The 20,406-nt window shown below is 38.7% G+C and carries 12 protein-coding genes; 1 reads left to right on the top strand and 11 read right to left on the bottom strand.

Annotated features, from left to right (window positions below; translation table 11 throughout):
- The first annotated feature begins 50 nt into the window (after positions 1-50).
- Positions 51-524: a hotdog fold domain-containing protein gene (locus PTRA_RS11470; protein WP_058373868.1), complete on the top strand. Its 474-nt coding sequence runs from the start codon at positions 51-53 to the stop codon at positions 522-524.
- Here the strand turns inward: PTRA_RS11470 and PTRA_RS11465 are convergent, their stop codons facing one another.
- The 11 genes from PTRA_RS11465 to bcsQ form a co-directional block, all read right to left on the bottom strand.
- Positions 525-1,007 carry a bactofilin family protein gene (locus PTRA_RS11465; RefSeq protein WP_058373867.1) on the bottom strand — a complete coding sequence of 161 codons (483 nt, stop codon included), beginning with the start codon at positions 1,005-1,007 and terminating at the stop codon, positions 525-527.
- Positions 997-2,160 (bottom strand): M23 family metallopeptidase, encoded by a 1,164-nt coding sequence (locus tag PTRA_RS11460; protein ID WP_058373866.1) that lies wholly within the window; start codon positions 2,158-2,160, stop codon positions 997-999. Before PTRA_RS11460 ends, PTRA_RS11465 begins: the two co-directional genes overlap by 11 nt.
- A 143-nt stretch (positions 2,161-2,303) precedes the next feature.
- A complete protein-coding gene (gene fahA / locus PTRA_RS11455; protein WP_058373865.1) occupies positions 2,304-3,617 on the bottom strand; it encodes a fumarylacetoacetase in 1,314 nt (437 codons plus the stop codon).
- A gap of 212 nt (positions 3,618-3,829) precedes the next feature.
- Positions 3,830-4,876, bottom strand: a complete 1,047-nt coding sequence (gene hppD / locus PTRA_RS11450) for a 4-hydroxyphenylpyruvate dioxygenase (protein ID WP_011328825.1) — start codon at positions 4,874-4,876, stop codon at positions 3,830-3,832.
- 320 nt (positions 4,877-5,196) lie between these two features.
- A complete protein-coding gene (locus PTRA_RS11445) occupies positions 5,197-7,929 on the bottom strand; it encodes a metallophosphoesterase (RefSeq protein ID WP_058373864.1) in 2,733 nt (910 codons plus the stop codon).
- A gap of 174 nt (positions 7,930-8,103) precedes the next feature.
- Positions 8,104-9,594: a peptide MFS transporter gene (locus tag PTRA_RS11440; protein WP_011328823.1), complete on the bottom strand. Its 1,491-nt coding sequence runs from the start codon at positions 9,592-9,594 to the stop codon at positions 8,104-8,106.
- 256 nt (positions 9,595-9,850) lie between these two features.
- On the bottom strand, positions 9,851-13,669 hold the full coding sequence (locus tag PTRA_RS11435) for a cellulose biosynthesis protein BcsC (protein WP_058373863.1): 3,819 nt from the start codon (positions 13,667-13,669) through the stop codon (positions 9,851-9,853).
- Complete coding sequence (bcsZ, locus tag PTRA_RS11430; protein ID WP_058373862.1) at positions 13,660-14,787, bottom strand: cellulose synthase complex periplasmic endoglucanase BcsZ; 1,128 nt, start codon at positions 14,785-14,787, stop codon at positions 13,660-13,662. Before bcsZ ends, PTRA_RS11435 begins: the two co-directional genes overlap by 10 nt.
- Positions 14,787-17,036: a cellulose biosynthesis cyclic di-GMP-binding regulatory protein BcsB gene (gene bcsB / locus PTRA_RS11425; RefSeq protein ID WP_058373861.1), complete on the bottom strand. Its 2,250-nt coding sequence runs from the start codon at positions 17,034-17,036 to the stop codon at positions 14,787-14,789. Before bcsB ends, bcsZ begins: the two co-directional genes overlap by 1 nt.
- Positions 17,029-19,683, bottom strand: a complete 2,655-nt coding sequence (bcsA, locus tag PTRA_RS11420; protein WP_083497526.1) for a UDP-forming cellulose synthase catalytic subunit — start codon at positions 19,681-19,683, stop codon at positions 17,029-17,031. The genes bcsB and bcsA overlap by 8 nt, the downstream gene beginning before the upstream one ends.
- Positions 19,680-20,399, bottom strand: a complete 720-nt coding sequence (bcsQ, locus tag PTRA_RS11415; protein ID WP_058373859.1) for a cellulose biosynthesis protein BcsQ — start codon at positions 20,397-20,399, stop codon at positions 19,680-19,682. Before bcsQ ends, bcsA begins: the two co-directional genes overlap by 4 nt.
- Positions 20,400-20,406: the final 7 nt, after the last annotated feature.

The following is a 20,406-nucleotide window of genomic DNA, read 5'->3' as shown; positions in this document are numbered from 1 at the left end:
ACTGGTCTGATGTGTTATTTTTGCAAAAGAATAAACGATGGAAAATAATAATGAGCAATAAATCTTCAGTTTTAACAGCATGGCGTATTGTTAAAAAGCTACCCTTTGGGCATTGGTTATTTACAAAAATAGTCTGTTTTAAAGCGCCATACTTTGGCTCGATGAAACCCTACATACTTAATTTAAAAGCAGGGCATTGTAGTGCGCGGGTTAAAAACCGTCGTAGAGTTCATAATCATATAGGTACAATACATGCAATAGCGCAATGTAATTTGGCCGAGTTATGTGCTGGAGTGATGGTGGATGCCACGGTACCGGTTAAAACTCACCGTTGGATCCCAAAAGGTATGACGGTACGGTATTTAGCTAAAGTAGATACCGATGTAACCGCTATTGCAGAGATTGATTTACCGCACCAGTGGCTAGATAAAGAAGACTTAGTGGTGCCAGTAAAATTATATAATACCCGCAATGAGCTAGTATTCACTGCAGATATTACTATGTACATAACAGCTAAAAAGTAACTAGCTTTTATTAGAGGCTTGTTTATTTACGAATGACAAGCCGATATCGTCCTCGTTAATTAATGGTTTTACATCGCTCACCGGCTTTGATTCATCATTGACTAGTGTTAAGTTTTCTTTTTCAAAGCGCTGTTTTAAATTACCTTCAATAATTGCACCAGCTTCTATGCTAAGCGTATCGTGAAAAATATCACCATGTACATGGGCGTTATTTTTAATGTTAACTTCACTGGCATTCAATGAGCCAATTATTTTGCCCTTAACAATCACGCTTGTCGCTTCTACAACACCCTCAACTACGCCTGTAGTGCCAATTACTAAATGAGTAGCTTTAATGTCGCCATCAATGCGGCCATCAAGTTGTACTTCACCTTGGCTTATTATTGACCCAGTAAGGCGCATATCTTCTGAAATAATAGAAGGAGCGTGATTAACGCGTTTTAATGAAGCGTTATTTGTTACTTGCTTTTTTTTACCAAACACGAGAGAGCGCCTTTGTTATTTTAAGAGGGTTGACATGCTTGCCATCAATGAGCACTTCATAATGTAAGTGAGTACTGGTACTTCTGCCAGTGCTACCCATTAAGCCAATTACATCGTGCTTAGTGACTGCTTGGCCTTTTTTTACATTAACTTTATTTAAATGACCAAAACGTGTTACCAAGCCATTTTTATGTTCAATTTCTATAAAGTTACCATAACCGCCATTGCGTCCAGCGCGTAGTACAGTGCCGTCGGCAGGAGCGAATATTTCAGTTTTGTGCCAGCCGGCTAAATCAACGCCCTTATGAAAGGCGCGGCGACTATTCATTGGATCTTTTCGCAGTCCAAAATTGCTCGAAATATAATACTTTGCAGCTTGCAGCGGTAAAGTATTTGGCAGTTCAGTTAAAAAGTTTTCTAGGTTATTAAGTACTAATAACTTATCGGCAATAGCTAAAAATGTGGCAGGAATTTTTGCTTCATCGAATACATCTAACGGGCCACCCTGAGCGGTTGTTTGCTCGCTTAATGCTAAATGTTGCGCTAATGCCGACTCTAATCCTGCACCTTTAAGCATGGCTAAAATGGCGTCGTGGCGTTGGTTTATTTGACTTTCAAGCAGTAAAAAGTTTTGCTCGTAGTACTGGTTTAGCTGTGCATAGCGAGCAGCGAATGTAGTAGGGGGTATATTTTGCACCTGTTTACTTTGAGCGCTGTCATCGACTAAAGGTTCATGAAACTCGCTTTGCTCTGCTTCAATAGGAGATTCAAGTTCGTCACCCAGCTTTATAACATCTTTACTAAGAGAAACCGGTAGAGATTCGATCATACTTTGTAGTAAAGCTTGTTTTTGTTCAAGCTCGGCTAACTGTGTTATTTGTTCGTCATGGCGTGTTTTTTGCTCATTGACTTGCTGTTGCCATTGTTTTTGCTCATCGAGTTGAGTTTGCTCAATATCTGATATTTTTGTAGTTTGTGAGTAAACCCGAAAGCTTGAAATACTTACCCAGCTAAGCGTAACTAATACAAGTAATACGATAAAAACTTGCAGCCAAGGCGCCAAAACTACATGCTTAACTTCACCATTTTGGCGGATAAGTAGTTGACGAGAGGGAAAAAACTGTTCAAAAAAAGACTTTATAAATATAGGCATGACACATAAATACTGGCTATTAACCAAGCTAAGATAGCAATTTGAGTTTAAAAAGCTAGAAAAAAATTGTAACTGTGACTGAATTAATAAAAAAGGACGGCAATAAATGCCATCCTTTTTAGCAAAATAATTTATTATTTAAATTATTTTGCAGCGAGTACAGTACTCTCTACACAGCCAAAACCAATACGTGCGTAACCTTCTTTTTCACACCAGCCACGCATAATAACGTTATCGCCATCTTCTAAAAAGCTACGTTGTTGACCATTGCTCAGCGTGATTTTTTCTTTACCACCACGAGAAAGCTCAAGTAACGAGCCTGCTTCTTCATGGGTTGGGCCTGATTGCGTGCCCGAGCCCAGCATATCGCCTGGCATAAAGTTACAGCCATTCACAGTGTGGTGCGTTACCATTTGCGCCACTGTCCAGTATGAGTGCTTAAAACTTGAGGTTGATACACGCGTTGGTGTATGACCTTCATCACGCATTTGCTGAGTTTGAATTTTTACATCCATTTGAATATCAAACGCGCCTTGTTCACGGTTCGCTTTAGATTCTAAATAATCCAATGGTTGTGGATCGTTTTCATCACGCGTCCAGCTCGCTCTAAATGGTGCTAGCGCTTCAGTTGTCACTATCCAAGGTGATACCGTTGATGCAAAGTTTTTAGCTAAAAACGGCCCTAACGGCTGATATTCCCACGCTTGTAAATCACGTGCTGACCAATCGTTAAATACACAAAAGCCAAATACATGGTTTTCAGCATTTTCAATCGCTATAGCATCGCCTAATGCGTTACCTTTACCTAAGTAAATACCTACTTCTAGTTCATAATCAAGGCGTTTACACGGCCCAAACGATGGTACTTCAGCATCTGGCGCTTTGGTTTGGCCTTTAGGGCGATGAAATTGTTGGCCCGATACACCAATAGATGATGAGCGACCATGATAACCAATAGGTACCCATTTATAGTTAGGTAGTAATGGGTTGTCTGGGCGAAACAAGCTACCCACAGCGGTTGCATGGTAAATAGAGGTATAAAAGTCGGTGTAATCACCAATGCGACACGGCAATGCAAATTCAATATCAGCCTGTGCAATAAGCGCTTCGCTTAATTTATCCTGATGCTCAGAGCCTTCACGCAGCGCTTTAGATAATGCTAAACGCAGTGCTGACCAATATTGCTGACCAAGGCTCATAAATTCATTTAACGTGGTGTTACTTGCTGCAGCAATGGCTGTTTGCGCATCACCACTGAAAATAGCGAGTTCATTTAGTTTTGCTAAATCGATAACCTGATCGCCAATAGCGACAGCGCCACGAAATGCTTCGTTGCTATTTTTACGACGAACTTCAGCAAAAGGTAGATTTTGAATAGGGAAGTCACAATCTGCAACATTTGCAGAGGCTACCCAGCTTGTTAAATTTATATCATGGGTTTCGTTAATTAAACTCATTACATTTCCTTTGGTTTAGTTGGTCGTGCTAATCAGTATAAATATCAATTTATTAAATAAGCATATAAAGATTAAAAACATCTATTATTAACAGCTTATATGGTGATGAATAGCACGATTTAAACAGACAGAGTAGAATTGTTACTCAATATCAGCGTAAAACGACAAAAAGCAGCGAGTTACGCTGCTTTTAAAATATAAATACTAACTACTTATAAAACGCCGCGGCGCTCTTGGTCGCGTTCAATTGATTCAAATAGTGCTTGGAAGTTACCTTCACCAAAGCCACCATCGTCAACTCGCTGAATCATTTCAATAAAAATAGGACCAAATAGGTTTTTAGAGAAAATTTGTAGTAAATAACAGTTTTCACTTTGGCTATCTACTAGAATTTGATGCTCACGAATTTTTTCTTTATCTTCAGCAACCCAAGGTACACGGTCAAAAATAGTATCGTAGTACTCAGGAATAATATCCAAAGTTGCAATAGTCGACTTATCAAGCTTATCAAGTGAGCTTACTAGGTCGTCAGTTAAAAATGCTAAATGCTGTACGCCAGGGCCATTGTATTCACCAAGGTATTCATCGATTTGGTTATTATCGTTGCCTTTACCTTCGTTAATAGGAATAGAGAAGGTGCCACAAGGCGATTTAAGCGCATACGAAATTAACGCTGTTTTTTGGCCTTTAATATCGAAGTAACGAACCTCTGTAAAACCAAATACATCTTTATAAAAGTTAGCCCATTTTTCCATGGTGCCTTTATAAACATTATTAGTTAAATGGTCGATGCGAATAAAGCCTTTATCGTCAACTACGTTCTGCTCGGCTAAATCTTCAAAGTCTTGTGCGTAAATAGAGCCTTTTTCGCCAAATTGCTCAATAAAGTAAATTAAGCTGTCGCCAATGCCATAAATTGCAGGGTAAGGTAAATCTTTATTTGCCGAGTCGGTTGCTGGTTTTGCACCGCGCTCTACCGCTGCTTCAAATGCTTTTTGCGCATTCTCTACTCGCCAACCCATAGAACAAATAGCCGGGCCATGATCTTTAGCAAACTGTGCCGAAAAGCCATCACGCTCGTTATTTAATAAAAAATGAATATCGTTTTGATTGTAATAAACAATGTCTTTACCTTTGAATTTTTTTAGCTTTGAAAAGCCAAAGTCGGTAAATACTTTATCCATGTAATCTGCATCAGGTGTTGCATATTCGGTAAATTCGATACCAACTAAACCTAAAGGGTTATTTACTTCACTCATTATCATTACTCCCGCAATTAAGCACTGCGATTATTTGTTGTCGTATTGCTGTAGATGATTAACTAAATTTGTACTTTGGGGAAGAGGGCGTTGTTATTTAGTAAACAGCGCGTGTGTAAATTTTATAGGACGGTTAGCAGTAAGTTACTTTTTTGCTGTGTGCTTTAAATACGCTTATGTATAAAAACGTTTCAATAAGTGCGGTAGTTTAAGTTTTAGCTATTGATTTTATTGTAGTTTGTTTATTTTTAAAGAGATTTAAGCTAACTTAAATCTCTTTTTTTACCCTAGTAAAAATAAGGTTTTTTGTATTTAATTGTTTACGGTTTGCTATTGTTAAAGAACTTGCTACGTTGCTCTAACCATAAATTAGGTTTTATTGCGGGCGCAAGTTGGTAATGGCGTTCAACACTTTGATTGAGCTCTCGGGTTGTTTGCTTAAAAGTCAGCTTTTGTTGCGCGTTACCCATACTTTTTATTTCACTGCGAGTCATTGCGCGACCAGCATAAAGCAGTGCGTTTAAATAACCCGGTTCGGTTTCGTAGTTATTATCGGTTAATAATAATACGGCTTGATCGAGTGCCCAGCGTTTACCTATTTCACCGTCTCTTTTAACACCCGCAAATTCACCATCAATATACACTTCAAATACGCCATTGCTTGGTGCGGTATAAAATACAAAAGCTATGCGGTGCCAGGTATCAGGCTCAGATGTGCCAAAATAACCACTGTCGCTGGTTGATGCACCTAACCCACCAATAGGATTAATAAATATGTCGGCGTCGTTATTCAAATCATTTGTTGCATCGGTTTGAATTAGTGCTCTGTATATTTCTTTTGCTGCAAAAGGCCAATAAATGTCCATCACTATAGTGTAGTCAGACACCATTCCTTGGTTTGCAAAATCTCCATTTGGCGCGGTATTTAACTCAATCTTTAGCCCTTCGTTAGGAGAGTGATCGGTAAATGCCATTACAGTTGATTCGCCATCAGCTAAATCACTAATATTAAATGCGCTAGTACTAGCAAAGGTGGTTTTTTTAGGACCCCAGCCTTTATTGTCAGGATCAAAGTAACTAAGAATTGATGGGCCTAAGTCGGCTTTAAGCGGATCGCTAACATCATCAAAGTTCCAGACAGTAATATTAGCAATGTCTTGGCAAGCATTGAGTGGCGTATTTGTATCAATATGCAAGCATTGAGTGGTTCTATGACGTGCGTATTGATCCAGAAGCCACCAAGCTTCGGCTATCGGTGCTACATCATTAAAAGTAACCCCATTAAAAAATAAATCAGGATTAAGAGCTGCCCCTTTAAAAAGTGCGACACTGTAGTTATTTGCTGCTTGAATATTTTCAGGGGCTAATAAAAACCAATCAGGTTGATTGGCTAACATAGTATTTAAATCATTGCCGCTAACCGTGACTTTATATAAAGAGTTAAAGCCTGGGGTGTTAGATGGTTGCCTTTCTACGTAGTAAGCTTTATGAAAGTCCTCTTGTGTTAGGGCACCAGGAGTCCAACGTTTTTGCACTAACTCAGGGTTGAGTAAGGCTGCTGAAATAGTGCTGCTTGAGTGCTGAGCAGCTGCGGCGGTTACTGCTGCTAATTGCATTGCATTTAAGTAGTTTTCTGATATTGCAATTTCAGTTTGTGCATCGGGAGCATAACGGCCCATAATTGTGTCGATGGCTTGTTGTGTGTTTGTGTCTCGCTCAGTAATGGTGTCGGTTTTTACTGTTTTGTAGTCAACATTTTTGAGCGTTTTATTACTGGTGTCGAACGTTAAGTTTAAGTCGGTTATGCCCTTAGCGTAAAAGTTAGGCTGAATAACAATAGCGCCATTATCAAGGGTATTAAAGCTCTCGCCGCCATGGGTATGACCGCCTAAAACCAAATCAATACCACTCACATTTTGCGCGATTCTAGTATCAAGAGCTTCACCTAAATGGCTTAACATCACCATATAATCTACTTTATCGCTATACTGGCTAACAATACTTTGTGCTATTTGTTGCCATTGCCAGCTCATTTTAAATTGTTTGATAAAATCAGGAATAGGGTCATCTTGTAGTGGTTTATCTAGCTCGTTCCACGGGACCGATGTCATACCAAATACGCCGAGTGTAATGCAGCCTACTTGTACTTTAGCAAAACCTACTGCTGCAAAATCTTGTGTTTGTTCGCCTTCATAGCGTGTATTACTGGCAAGTACGATGGCATTATCATCCTTTGAAAAGCCTAATAATTTTTCAGGCCCCCAAGCATAGTCATGGTTACCTATTACACGAAGGTCGAACTTCATTGCTTTTACGGCTTCATCGGTCGCTAAACCTTGTGATATTTGCTCAGCTACAGTGCCTTTTTCGTAATCATCCCCGCCATCGGTAAATAAAGTGTGAGATGATTCGCTTAAAGCTTTTTTATGGTATGCCTTAATTCGGCTAAAAAATTGCTCTTGATAACCAAATCGAGCATGTAAGTCGGCAATATGTACAAAGCGAATAGATTGCTCAGTGCTGTTTACATCACAGGTAGGGCCTATACTGGCAGTGCGTTCTTTACGCTGCATTTTTATGGCATATGTGCCTAACTGATTAACTTGAGCGGTAACAAAACCATTTAAAACACGAGAGTTCTCTATAGTCTCCCAAGTTGTAGCGTTTAAACGGGCAATATAAAGTTGGCCGCCTAATGCGTAATTGTCAGGGATTTTTAAGGAAATTGTAAAAGGATTATTCAGCGAAAGTTTGGCAGGCGTTAAGCTATGTAGATTAGCAATAATATTTTGATTCTGCGATGTTTCGTCTTGCTCAACAGTAATATAGGTAAGCTCTGTATCAGAGTTAACACTATTGGCAGGTATTTCAATTTTAAAGTTATCGTTAATAGTGGCAGATAAACCTGCACCAGTAATAAGTAATACGTTAGCTTGGGGAGTGGAAGGGTTATTAGGATTAGGAGTAACTTGATCGCCAGCGCCACCACAAGCAGATAAAAAACCAATGAAAAAAACAGCTAAAATTACTTTATATAAAGTGAACAATTGCATCTACCCACTATCCCTAAAAGTCTAATCAGTAATCAATTGGCTATATAATACCAGTTAACAACTAAGCAATAAAAGATTACCAAGAGGAAACTTCCCCATACTGCTATGGGGAAGTGATTAAGAGCAGGGTAATAAGTATTAAATTAAAAATATTTTAATTTAATACTTTAATTACTAGGCTTCCTCGCTTAGTCCCTGTCTTTCCCACACTTTAGATTTAAAGGTCATTAGTACTAAAATAACACCAACACCAATACTAAATAATGCTATTTGTAGGTATAAGTTAGGTATTTCATCAACATTATTAGGATCGAAGTTACCAGCAAGTAATCCTGCAATGATATTACCGATAGAATAAGTTAATACAAATACGCCCATCATTTGGCCTGTGTAGCGGCGAGGCGATAACTTACTTACAGCACTTAATGCTACAGGGCTCAAACAAAGCTCACCCACAGTGTGTAAAAAGTAGGTAGTAACAAGCCAGTAAGGTGCTACTTTTAGGCCTTCAGCGGCATAATGCGCTGCCATAAACATAACTAAGAAACCAGTTGCCATTATAATTAAACCAACAGCACATTTTGCACTATAAGATGGTGAAACAAGACGCTTTGACATATTGATCCAAAGCGCTGCAAAAAATGGTGATAGCGCAATAATAAACAGCGAGTTTAATGACTGAAACCAAGTTGTAGGGATTTCAAAAGTACCAATAAGACGGTCAGTATAATCACGTGCAAATAAGTTTAATGATGAACCTGCTTGCTCAAAGCCAGACCAAAAACAGGCAGAAGCTATACATACTAAAAACAGTGCCCACATTCTTTGTTTCTCAGCATCGGTTAACTTACCTTTAAAGTAGATAAGACCAAAATAAACAAAGAAAATAATAGTGAATGCAATCGCAGTATAACCTGCAACTACCGTTGGATTAATAATTATAGCGCCAGTCATAGCGGCGGTAGTGATTGCAGCCGCTATAATGATAAATATAGCAATACTGCCCCATGCGCGAGCAGTACCCTTAGGACCTAATGGATTAGCTGGTAGAGCACTATGCTCAGGTAAGTTTTTAAGTGAGCGCTTGTATTGCACTAAACCAATAGCCATACCAACAGCTGCAGCACCAAACGCCCAGTGCCAACCTAGATTTTCCATAAAGTAACCACAAACGTAGTAACCAATTAATGAACCTAAGTTAATACCCATGTAGTAAATAGCATACCCGCCATCACGACGTTCATCTGCATCACTGTATAGTTGTCCAACCATAGCGCTGATATTTGGTTTTAGTAAACCAGTACCCGTTGCTACAAAAATTAAACCAATAAAAAATGAATAATCATGTGGAATAGCCAAAATAATATGGCCACACATAATAATAATACCGCCATACCAAACAGCTTTTTGACCGCCGAATAATCTATCAGCTAGCCAACCACCTGGTAAGCCTAAAAAGTATACTGCGCCTGTGTATAGACCATAAATAGCAGCAGCTGAAGCAACGGTAAAGGCTAAGCCTTCTTGTTGTAAACTTGCTGTCATGAATAATACGAGCATAGCTCGCATACCGTAATAACTCATTCGTTCCCACATTTCGGTGAAGAACAAGGTTGAAAGTCCTTTAGGGTGGCCAAACCAACCACTATCTGGAGCTGAACTCATATTTACTTCCTAACTTTAAGTATTGTTGTAATGGCCTTATATATTTTTGCTTTAGCTATTTAGCGCCATGTATTACACGCTAAATGCTCGACCATCAGTATTGTTTAATGCAGCTAAGGTAATGGTTTGCCGTTAAGGTAGTAAAGCTGTAGGTAAGAGTCACACCCTTATCCTAGCTACAATTGCGCATTAGTATACATAGACCTTAGTGCGAGGGGAAGTGTTAAGCTTTATGGTTTAAACACAATAAACTTTGTTAAAAGTCAGCATAAGGTATTATAGGTTTGCCTGGGAATGCTAATGTGCCGTAAACAGGATTGAAATAGTAACGTACATAAAGTTGTCCAAAGTTAGGCTCATAAAAGTCAGAACGGTCAATAGCTAAGTAGCCTCCAAAAAACCAATGCGGGGTTACTCGGTACTCAAAACTGCCTTCTAAGTTATACGAAACACCGGCGCTAGTATCACCGTTAAAAGCAGGAACGACGCCTGTTTCAAGCTGGCTTACAAATGCTTGGGCTTGTAAGTCGGGATCGTTTGGAAAAAAGTCAATCGCGTTCGATTTAGTTTGTGAATATGAAATACCGGTTTTAATTCGATAAACAAAATCATCTCCCCAACGTGCGTCATAACTTAATGGTAATGAAATACCTATATAGTTTTGTGGGCTGTAATATCCGCCATGGCCATAGGTTTCTTCACTTAAATTAAACTTATAAGACCAATGCAATAAACTGACACCTGCGGTAAATTCACGCTCTTGGTTACTAATAACGCGATAGTAACTGCCACCCATTAGCCGATAACGTTGATTGTCTTTTACGTTTTGACCTTTATATAATTGAAAATCGGCACTTGACCAAAAACCCCAATTACCACCCAAATCGTGCGATAAGTTGGCGGTTAGGCCTGTTGAGCGCACGCCACCCCAAACATTACCTGAGTGTATATCGGTTAAACCAGCATAGGAGAGTACCGAGCTGGTAACAGGACGTTTTTCAAGTTCGAGGCTGTATCCAAAGTCGCCAAAATCGTCTGCGTAGTTTATGCCCCACACAATGTCTTCAATTAAAAAACCAAGCGGGGTAGTGCCGACATCAACACGCCAGTTTTCATTTTGCCAACCTATACCAATATCAACGCCACTTTCCTCAGGGCTTACTTCATCTAATGAACAGGTAAAAATACACAATGCACCTTGTCCATAGCGGCTACCTGCAAATTGCTCATCAAATCGTGTTGTTTGTGCGCTTACAGTTGTTGGGTCGACTTTAATAAACCCTTGCCCTTGCCAAAGCGGAAAATAAGCTTCCATAGGCATTAAGCCTGCCCCCAACGTTGCTTCGCTTTGGGTGCTTGTTTGACCACTAAAATTAACCCCAATGGCAATATAAGCTTGATTTTTATTTTGTTGGTTTATTAATTCACGTTTTGCGCCATTAATATACCAAGGGTCAGTGTCGTTAATACGTGCTAGGCTGCTGTATAGCTGTTCATCATTGAGAGCTTGGTTAGGCGATAGTGTTTGCTGATACCAGGTATTTGCTTGCTCAACATTGTTAAACTTATCGGCAACTTGAGCTCCTAGGTATCGAAGTTCTTGATCGTTTGGCGATTTATCAACTAATTGCTTCGCAAGATACAGCGCATCACCCGCGTAGTTAAACTCATTAAGGGATGCCATTATTTGTCGTTGTAAGTACCCCTCTTGAGAGGTGCTTTGATTTATAGCCTGTTGTGTAACCTGCTTTGCCTGATAGTCGTCACCAAGCTCTCTATAAGCGGTGGCAATAGCCATTAAAGCTTGGGGCTCAAGAGTTTGTTTATTTTGTATTTTTTGCTGATATAAAATAATTGCCGCTTCACGTTGCTCAAGTGCTAAGTTTGCATTTATAAGAGCGGTAGTTATTGCCGGCGTATTTTTATATTTTTGGTCAAGTTGATTTAGCTTAGCGATTAAATCACTACCACTGTAATATTGATTTATATAATTATTATGTAATTGCACATATTGAGTAATTTCGTTTTCAGTTGCGCTCTCTGGTAATGCGTAACTTATAAACCAGTTATGCGTTTTCTCTTCAATACCTTGCTCTAAAAGCCATTCGCCATAAAGCATATGCCAATATGGGGCGAGAGTTGGCGCGCTTGTTAAAGCTTTATTAAGTAAATTAAGTGCGTATTGTTGTTCTGCAATTTTATACCAACTACTTGCTAGTTTTGCTTGCATTAAAGGTGTTAAATCTTGCGCTTCTAAATTACTTAAATGGTAAACCGCGACTGCTTTATTGTTAGTATTTAAGAGTTGCTCGCTTTGATTAAGCGACTCATTAATATGTAACTGTTGTTCGAGCACTAAAATATCGGCATCTCTATCTTTAACCGGAATATACTTTAAGGTCGCTTGTGCCCCCTTATAGTCATCTATAGAGCGCAGAAAAAGTGCATGGCTATAACGGAGCGAAGAGTTAAGTGGAAATTGCCATAACACATTGTTAAATAAAGAGCGGGCTTGCTGAGTTAAACCTTGTTGCTGATAAATTAAAGCAAGATCGTAGTATAACCAGGGTTGTTGAGGCGTTAACTCAATGGCATATTCTAAGGTTTTCTTAGCGGTGTTTAATTCGCCTGCATCATAAAATCGAGTCGCTTTTGCTCTTAGTTGCTTGCTAACAGCGGCCGCGTAAGCTGATTTTACTTGCTGTTTTTGCAAAGAACTAAGGTTATTATAAAAAGCATTTAACGCTTTTTCACTTTGCTCAAGTTCGGCTATTTTAAGTAAGCTTAATAATGCACTTGAGTTAAGCGGTTCATTTTTTAAAACACTTTGATAAAAAGTAGCAGCTTGAGAGTACTGCCCTTGAGCAAATAAAAGCTCGCCCTTATAAAATAAAATGGTGTCAGGATTTTCTTGTAATGCAGCCGCTAAATTTAGTTTGAGTGCTGCCGTTCTAAACTCTGCGTTATTTATGGCTTCTTTAGTCTGGCGAATATGTAGCCAAAAACGAGCTGTTTTGGATAAACCTTTAAGTATTTCACGCTCATTAAACTCTGAGGTGTATTTTAATGCACGAGTAAAGTAGTTATTAGCTTTTTGATGCTCACCTGAGCGTAAATAAAGCACACCTAAGCTGCGCATAATTTGAGTATCAGTTGGGCGGCCTTTTAACGCTCTTAATAAAAGAGGTTCAGCGGCATTTAACTTGTTTTTTTCAAGTAGTTCATCACCTTTTAGCCAAAGTTGATAAGCTGGATCACCTAGCAAGGCTTGACGAGCGCTAAACTCTTTTTTGAAATCTTGATATTGCAATTCCCCTTTACTGCTAAAAGGATACACCAGAAAGTAACGCTGATACTGTTGCTCAGTACTACTTTGCAGTGGCATAGAAGCTAATGTTCTTAGCCAAGCGTCTTCAATTTGGTTGCTAAACCGTCCTGTGACGCCATATTTACTAAAAATTTCAGTCGCGTGTACGTCAAGCGCTGAGTGTCTAAATAGGTGAGTTGCGTAGGCTATTTCGATCAGGGCTACATCAGGATAGTGAGCCATTAAACGTATGTAGCCTTTATTAACTTGTTGCCACTGAGTGCTGTCTTGCGCGTACCAGTTTAAATGTTCAAGCTCATAACTAAGTTCGGGGTAGGCTGTATTAAATAGGGTATTATAAATTTGCCTAGCTTGAACATATTGGCCTGCTCGCGCAAGTAACTTTGCTCTTAGTACTAATGGTTTATCGGTTGTTTCGATGCGAGCAATAACTCGCAGTTGCTCAATACATGGGTGTTGTTTTGCTACGCCATTATCAAGTTGATTTAGTAATAAGGTTGCTTCATTAATTGCGCCGTTAGCAAAATAATTACGTGCTAAAGCACATTGGGTTTCAATGCGCATTGGGGCTATAGCAACGAGTTTACGTAAGCTATCTTCAACGAGCTTTTTATTTTCTTGTCCTTTGCCAATATTTATCTGCTTTAATAGCCATGCGACAGACTGAGTGTCTATATCGTCTGCTGCTTTAGCACTCAAAGCGGAACTGACTATTAAGGCATAAACTAAGCTAAACCTTAACGGCATTCATCGCTCCAGTTTGGTTGTAGTGTCCCGTCTGCTGAAATTAAAAAGCGTTTATCTAAGGTACTGCTACCAAATAAGTTTAATACACTATCGTAATAACGTGATTTACTAAATGATTGATCAACCATTAACTTTTGTTGAATCGACATTGTTACAGCGTCATTGTCATTATCTGCTGTTGCTAGTAAAGGAAGTAATGCGGCATTAAAACCCACAGGCCCTCTTTTATCTGAGTTCCCCGTTTGTGCATAGGTATTTAAAGGCACATAACCACGTTCATTTATGGTTTTAATGAAAGGAGCAAACTGCGTAACTAATTGCTTTTTGTAAGGTGCATCCTCTGCCATCATACTTGCCCACAAATAGACTCTAATTGCATTATAGCTTCCCAAGTCGGTTACTTTTTTATCAAAGTAAAAGCCTTTGTTAGTATCAAACATAACCCAGTCAGGGCTAACACCTTGCTTACTTGTTTCAAGTATTAGGTTGGCAGAACTTTTTTGTAGTTCTTGCCATGGTGAATGAGGATAAAGCTTGCTAAATTGCTGATAAATAAACAGCGGTGAATAGCTTGGGTTTAATTTATAGCGCTCGTTATCAAACTCAAAGCCGCTAGGTGCGGGTAATAAAGATAAACCAAGTCCTTTAATATACGCTGTTTCTTCGCGCATTATACGCTGTGCTAGCACAGCTGCTAAAATACGGTAACGGCGGTCATCCCAAAGTATAGCTGCTTGCGATAAGCTATAAGCAATCCATAAATCAGAGTCAGATGCTGGGTTTGAGTCAAGAATATTACCTACGTTGTTATTAACCCCCCATAGCCATGCCGGTAGGCGGGTACTTAAATCGCCTTCAGCTAAATGCTCTTCAGTCCAGTTTAATACTTTATCAAAAGCGGCTTTATCATTGGCAATTAGTGCAAAAAACAACGCATAGGATTGCCCCTCAGAAGTGGTAATGTTTTGCTCGCTGCCTAAATCTATAATCCGACCATCATCACTCATAAAGTGTGTTTTAAACGTTTGCCATTGCTGCCAAGGCGCACATTGTTGTGCGTGGCTTAAAGGAGTAAATAAAATCAGCATAATAAATGCTTTAGTTATAAATAATTTCATTATTTATCTCCTTCAGCTAAACGTTTGTAGGTAAGGGCCTGTAGCAAGCGCCAAATTATAAATGAAATAAGTAACAGTGTTAAAATAGATAAAAAAGCTAGCCAAAATGGATGATCAGATAAATGAAACCAAATTAAAGTATACACAGGTACATACCCCACAAAATACGTATCATCTGCCTTAACAGAGCTTACGCCTTGGCTAGTAATAACGGCAGCGCTGCCTTTAATTTGCGATAACCATTGCGACTTGTTAAATGCAGTATCTAGTAGTTTATAAGCGCTATTAGTACTGGCGGTTAACGACACAATTGAACGCTCAGAGTCAAAAGGCGATTGAAACCCTGCAATAACGGCTAAATCTCCGCTACTAACTAAGCTTACCTGTACATCTTCTGTTGTATCAGCATCATAGGCGCCATTATAAAAAGCTTGTTTTATAACTCTGTGGTTATTTCTTAAAAGCTTACTGGTGGGCGCGTTCTCATCAATGTCACTCACCGCTGTATTTGCGGCGGTAATAATCATAATATCTTTGTCATCATAATTACTATTATCGTCACTGACTGATTGTATTTCTAAACGGTGTCCTGGGTAGCCTGTGATGGCACCAAAGCGACCGGTTAAATTGAGTAGTAAAGTGATTGCTTCAGGTGTTGGGTTATCATCTAAAATAACCAAGGTTTGATGTAAGTCGGCATATTTAGTAAATGGGAAACCGCTATTAGCAAATACATTTAAATCGGGTAGGGCAATGTAATGATGAAACCCACTAACATCAATATTTGAATTACCATCTATTACGCCATACTCCCCTCCTGCAGGTACAACAGAGCATTCTCCCTTTTTAAGCACACCAAAGCGAAAGTCAAAGTTAAGCTCATTTCTAATTGCTAAGTTAATACCATTTAAGGAAAAATCTTCTGCGTTTTTAGTGGTATCTGTATTACCAATTAAAGGCATAATTGTTTTGGTTTTATTTAGTAATGAATCATTTTTACTGAGTAAAAAACCACTAATAAACTCTTGATTAATTAGCATGTTTAGGCGTGAGTCAAGCACGCTGCTTTCGGGCGTATTTCTATATTGCAGCGTAATAGGGATGCCCTTTTCGCGCCAAGTGAATAAATCGGGTGCAAGGCGTACGTTTAATTTTACCGGGCCATTATTTAAGCCCTGAGCTTGTAATTGTTTAGGGTAGTCAATTAACTCATCAAAATGTACGGGGCGATCGCCTCTTAACCAGCGAGGTGCGTCATATGCTTCTCTTAGCGGGAGCTGATTAATGGCCTCTATACTAGCGCTGCGACCTGTCATTAGTTTATGACCAAATGCTAAACCCGTTACTGCCGTTTTTAAATCAGCAGTGTCTTTACCCACTATAAGTAGCATTTTTTTATAGCGATAGATCGGGTTAGAAATAATTTCAATTGTTGGTTTATCAACATCAGGGTAATCACGTAAAAAGTCAGGCTTAGAGTCGTTAGTGATAAACACCACACTATGTTCATTAGGTGCTTTATTTTTTAATAACGGAAATTGTGCTCCGCGCCAATCGGCTTGTGCACCAAACCAGCTAGATAAAGTGGCGGCAGCTGCAATGGCTTCTTTGTTTGGCGTTGTAGCAAATATAAATGGCAGGTTTAATTTACTAAAATCTTTACTATCAAAAAAGGGCTCGGGCAAATACTCTAAACGACTATCAATAGCCAGCTCAGTCTGATCAAGAGTAATATTGCTTGATTTACTTATTTCAATCCAAATAGAGCGATTATGGTAATCATGACAGGTCAAGTCGTAGTAGCCCACTAACTCAAAACGAATTTGATTAAAGTCTTGTATGTATTTTGAATTGAGATGAATATTATGCGTAACTACATTTTCAACAGCACCTAGTTGTTTATTAACAGGTAATACTGTGACTAAGTTTTCATTAAAATATACTTTTAAGTGTGAAACATTGGCAAGGAGTGACGGCGAGTTAGTATAAGAAAAATTAAGCATTAAGTTTTTACTTAGTTTATCTATACTGTTGGTAAAATCGACGCTAGAATTATTGTTTACCCCATCTAGTTTATAGCTAGTAAAACCTAAAGCATTAAAATCAAGTTGCAAGCTTGATACGGCTGCACTTTCGGGATAACCATTCACAAAAAGTGATTTGTTTGGCATAGGTTCGATAGCAATAACGTGCCACGCCGTACTAGTAAACAGAAGTAGGGTGAGTGTATTAAGCAATTTTTTAATCATAATTATTCTGCACTATCGGTTTTTTGGGAATGAATGAAGTTATGTAAATAACTAAGTTAGTCATAAACTTAATAACAGGTTGAAGTTGTCTTGGTGCGTGAAACAATATATTAGTAACCCCCCGCAGACTTGTTTTTTGTACTTCTTTAAAGCTGTAAGATGGGCGATCATGTTTAAAGTTGCTTTGCCAATCTAGCCAAGCATCAGCTCTTGAAAAAGTACACTGAATAAACGCCAGTTGTTTATCTATACTGAGATCTTTGAGTGTAAGACCAAATTGTTTCTCTCGGGTATTAGTTACATAGGTAGTAAACGAAAACTGTTTATTACCTCTGCTCATTAATAGTTCTATTTTATCGTTAACTCTGCATAAATGCGCATGCTCGGTTTCAATACCTACTCCGTTATCAGAGTAATCGATAATTTTAACTTTTAAAGTATGTCCATTAGCTAAACGAATGCCCGCCGGAAAGTTTGCTTTTACGCGGTGTGAGTTTCTTACTTGACGAGCTTCAGCTGCTACCGCGACGGCAGCACCTAAAATAATAATATTATAGGTGGCCCATGCCATACTAATAATTAGCACCCCAATTTGATTTGGCTCACCAAAAAAGGCTCTAAAAGTACCCACAATAATACCTAATAAGTTAATGGCGAGTAATACCATATAGGGTTTAGAAATTCCCCAATCATAATGCTCTTTATTATTAAGCCCCCCTTTTTCAGTTACATTAAACTTGCCTTTATTTGGGTTAAATAGAGCAACTGTGGTGGGTTTTAGTATATACCAAGCCAGTACTGTTTCGTAAACTTCGCCCCAAAATGAGTACCTGTATTTACCTTGAATACGTGAGTTAGTCGCTTTTACTTGAATAAGTGTGGGTACAACATAAATAAATATGGCTAAAAATGGTGCGTAGATAATATAAGCGTTGAAATAGATGAGTGCTAGCGGGGCGGTTAAAAATACAATACGAGGAACCCCAGACAAAAAATGTAGCATGGCATTTATATAGCACAGTCGTTGTGGCAGGTTTAACCCTTTGCCTAATAGTGGATTATCAAGACGAAATATTTGCGCCATACCACGCGCCCAACGAATTCGTTGGCCAATATGAGCAGATAAGCTGTCGGTGGCTAATCCCGCGGCTTGTGGAATATTAATATAAGCTGTTTTATAACCTGCGCGCTGCATTCTTAGTGCAGTGTGCGCGTCTTCAGTTACGGTTTCAAACGCAAAGCCGCCTATATCATCAAGTGCTTGGCGTTTTAATACCGCACACGAGCCACAAAAAAAGGTAGCGTCCCACATATCATTTCCATCTTGAATTAGGCCATAAAACAACATGTTTTCGTTAGGGACTTGACTGTGGTTATTTAAATTTCTTTCAAAGGGATCGGCTGAAAAAAAGTGATGCGGGGTTTGTACTAAGCATACCTTACTATCTTTTAAAAACTGCCCCATGGTCATTTGTAAAAATGAGCGAGCAGGAACGTGGTCGCAATCAAAAATAGCAATGTATTCGCCATCTGTATAGCGCATCGCACTATTCATATTACCCGCTTTGGCATGGTTATTATCAGGGCGGGTTAAATAGCCAACGCCAACTTGTTCAGCAAATTGAGCAAACTCAGGACGTTTGCCATCATCTAATATGTATACATTAAGTTTATCTGCGGGCCAGTCAATACTCATCGCCGCGAGTGTCGTGGGTTTTACTACGCTCAGAGGTTCATTGTAAGTTGGAATATAAACGTCTACGGTTGGCCACAGGTCGGTATTTTTAGGCATGGCAATAGGTTTGCGCTCAAGCGGGTTAATAGTTTGGAAAAAACCAAGAATGAGTACTAGCCAAGCATAGGTTTCAGCAAGCAATAAGCCCAAACCTAGAAATAAAGCGAGGGGATCATCCCAATTTAGTGTTTCAGTGTACCGCCACCATAAATAGCGCGAGGAGGTAGTGACCGATAACGTGATCATGATAATAGTCGCCATTTGTCCTTTCACCCGCCTTAGTGAATAGGCTACCAATAAAATAAAACTAATAAATACAGCTTGAGCCTCTAAGCTAAACGGAATAGTGATAAAAATAGCCATTAAAAATAGTATAAATGTAATAGCGATATATTTTATAAGCTTATTTTGCCAGATACTCGCATCTGCCATTGTTTTAAAAACACTTTTTTTTGTTTTTTTAGATAATGAACGTTTTAGTAACTTTCCTAGCTTTAAGTCAATCCAGCGTAATTGTCTAAATGTATAATTTACTGATGAGTAAAAATAATGACTAATGCGCTCTCTAACTGAGTTGTTTTTAGGCTGGTGTTTAAAAAATAATAAAAACAAGCTTTGTAATACAAAACGCAGGCTATTTGAATATATAAAGCTGCGATAAGGCAATTTAAGGTGTGGGTAATATATAACTAAGGAGTGATTTATATTTTTTTTATGCGCTTTTAGCTTTATAAATAATGAGCTAACAAGCATTATAAAAGGCAGCATAAGTGCTTCTACTACATTCATTTTGTGTTGATTAAAATAACTATGAAACTTAAACATCACGAAGCGAGCTAGCTTTTCTGTAAATAAAAGGCGCAAAAGTAAATATAAAGTACGATCTAATGGGCGTCTATTTAAGGTACTCATAACGATAATGCAGCCTTACTGACTAACCAGCCAGCAAGTGTTTCAAAGTCGTCATTTGCCACACTGTAGGGGGCGCAATTAAATGCAACATTACGATAAGCCGTCGACTCTTTTACAACTTCATCATGATTAATAAAAAATGGCGCTACTAGCGGCAGTGTTGTTTGCCACAAGGCAAACAAATCAAACTCAAGTAATGAAGCTGAATTATATTTATTGACTAAAAAATAATGTTTCCAGTCACTATTAGACTCTTTAAGTGTTACTAAACGCTTGTGAATTAAGCTGTGGCAAATTGCATCACAGTTGACTAACTCAACAACAATATCGTCGTGATTTAAACTGTAATGCGTAATGTCGATATGTGAGGGGCAATCGAATAGTAGCCAAGTATGGGGCGCGTGATCTAATTTCTGGCAGCTATTTACTGTATCTATAACATTATTTATTGTGGCTGAATTATCGCCAAAGGGCAGAAATATAATGCCATCACTATCTTGTTGAAACATTGACAGTGCATCATTAAATGTTTCAGCGTTACTCCAACCAAGAGTTTGTGTCCAAGGTAACCCAAAATGTAAACTTAAATCACTTTTTGCGTCTAAGTCGATAGCAATAACATCAACATTTGATTTTTTAAGTGCGCATGCGAGGTTGGCTACAATAGATGTGCCTCCCGTACCGCCTTTGATCCCTTTTATAAAAACTCTTTGCACTTTAGTA

This window comes from Pseudoalteromonas translucida KMM 520, assembly GCF_001465295.1.
Lineage (GTDB): Bacteria > Pseudomonadota > Gammaproteobacteria > Enterobacterales > Alteromonadaceae > Pseudoalteromonas > Pseudoalteromonas translucida.
This window is presented reverse-complemented; position numbering and strand designations above follow the sequence as displayed.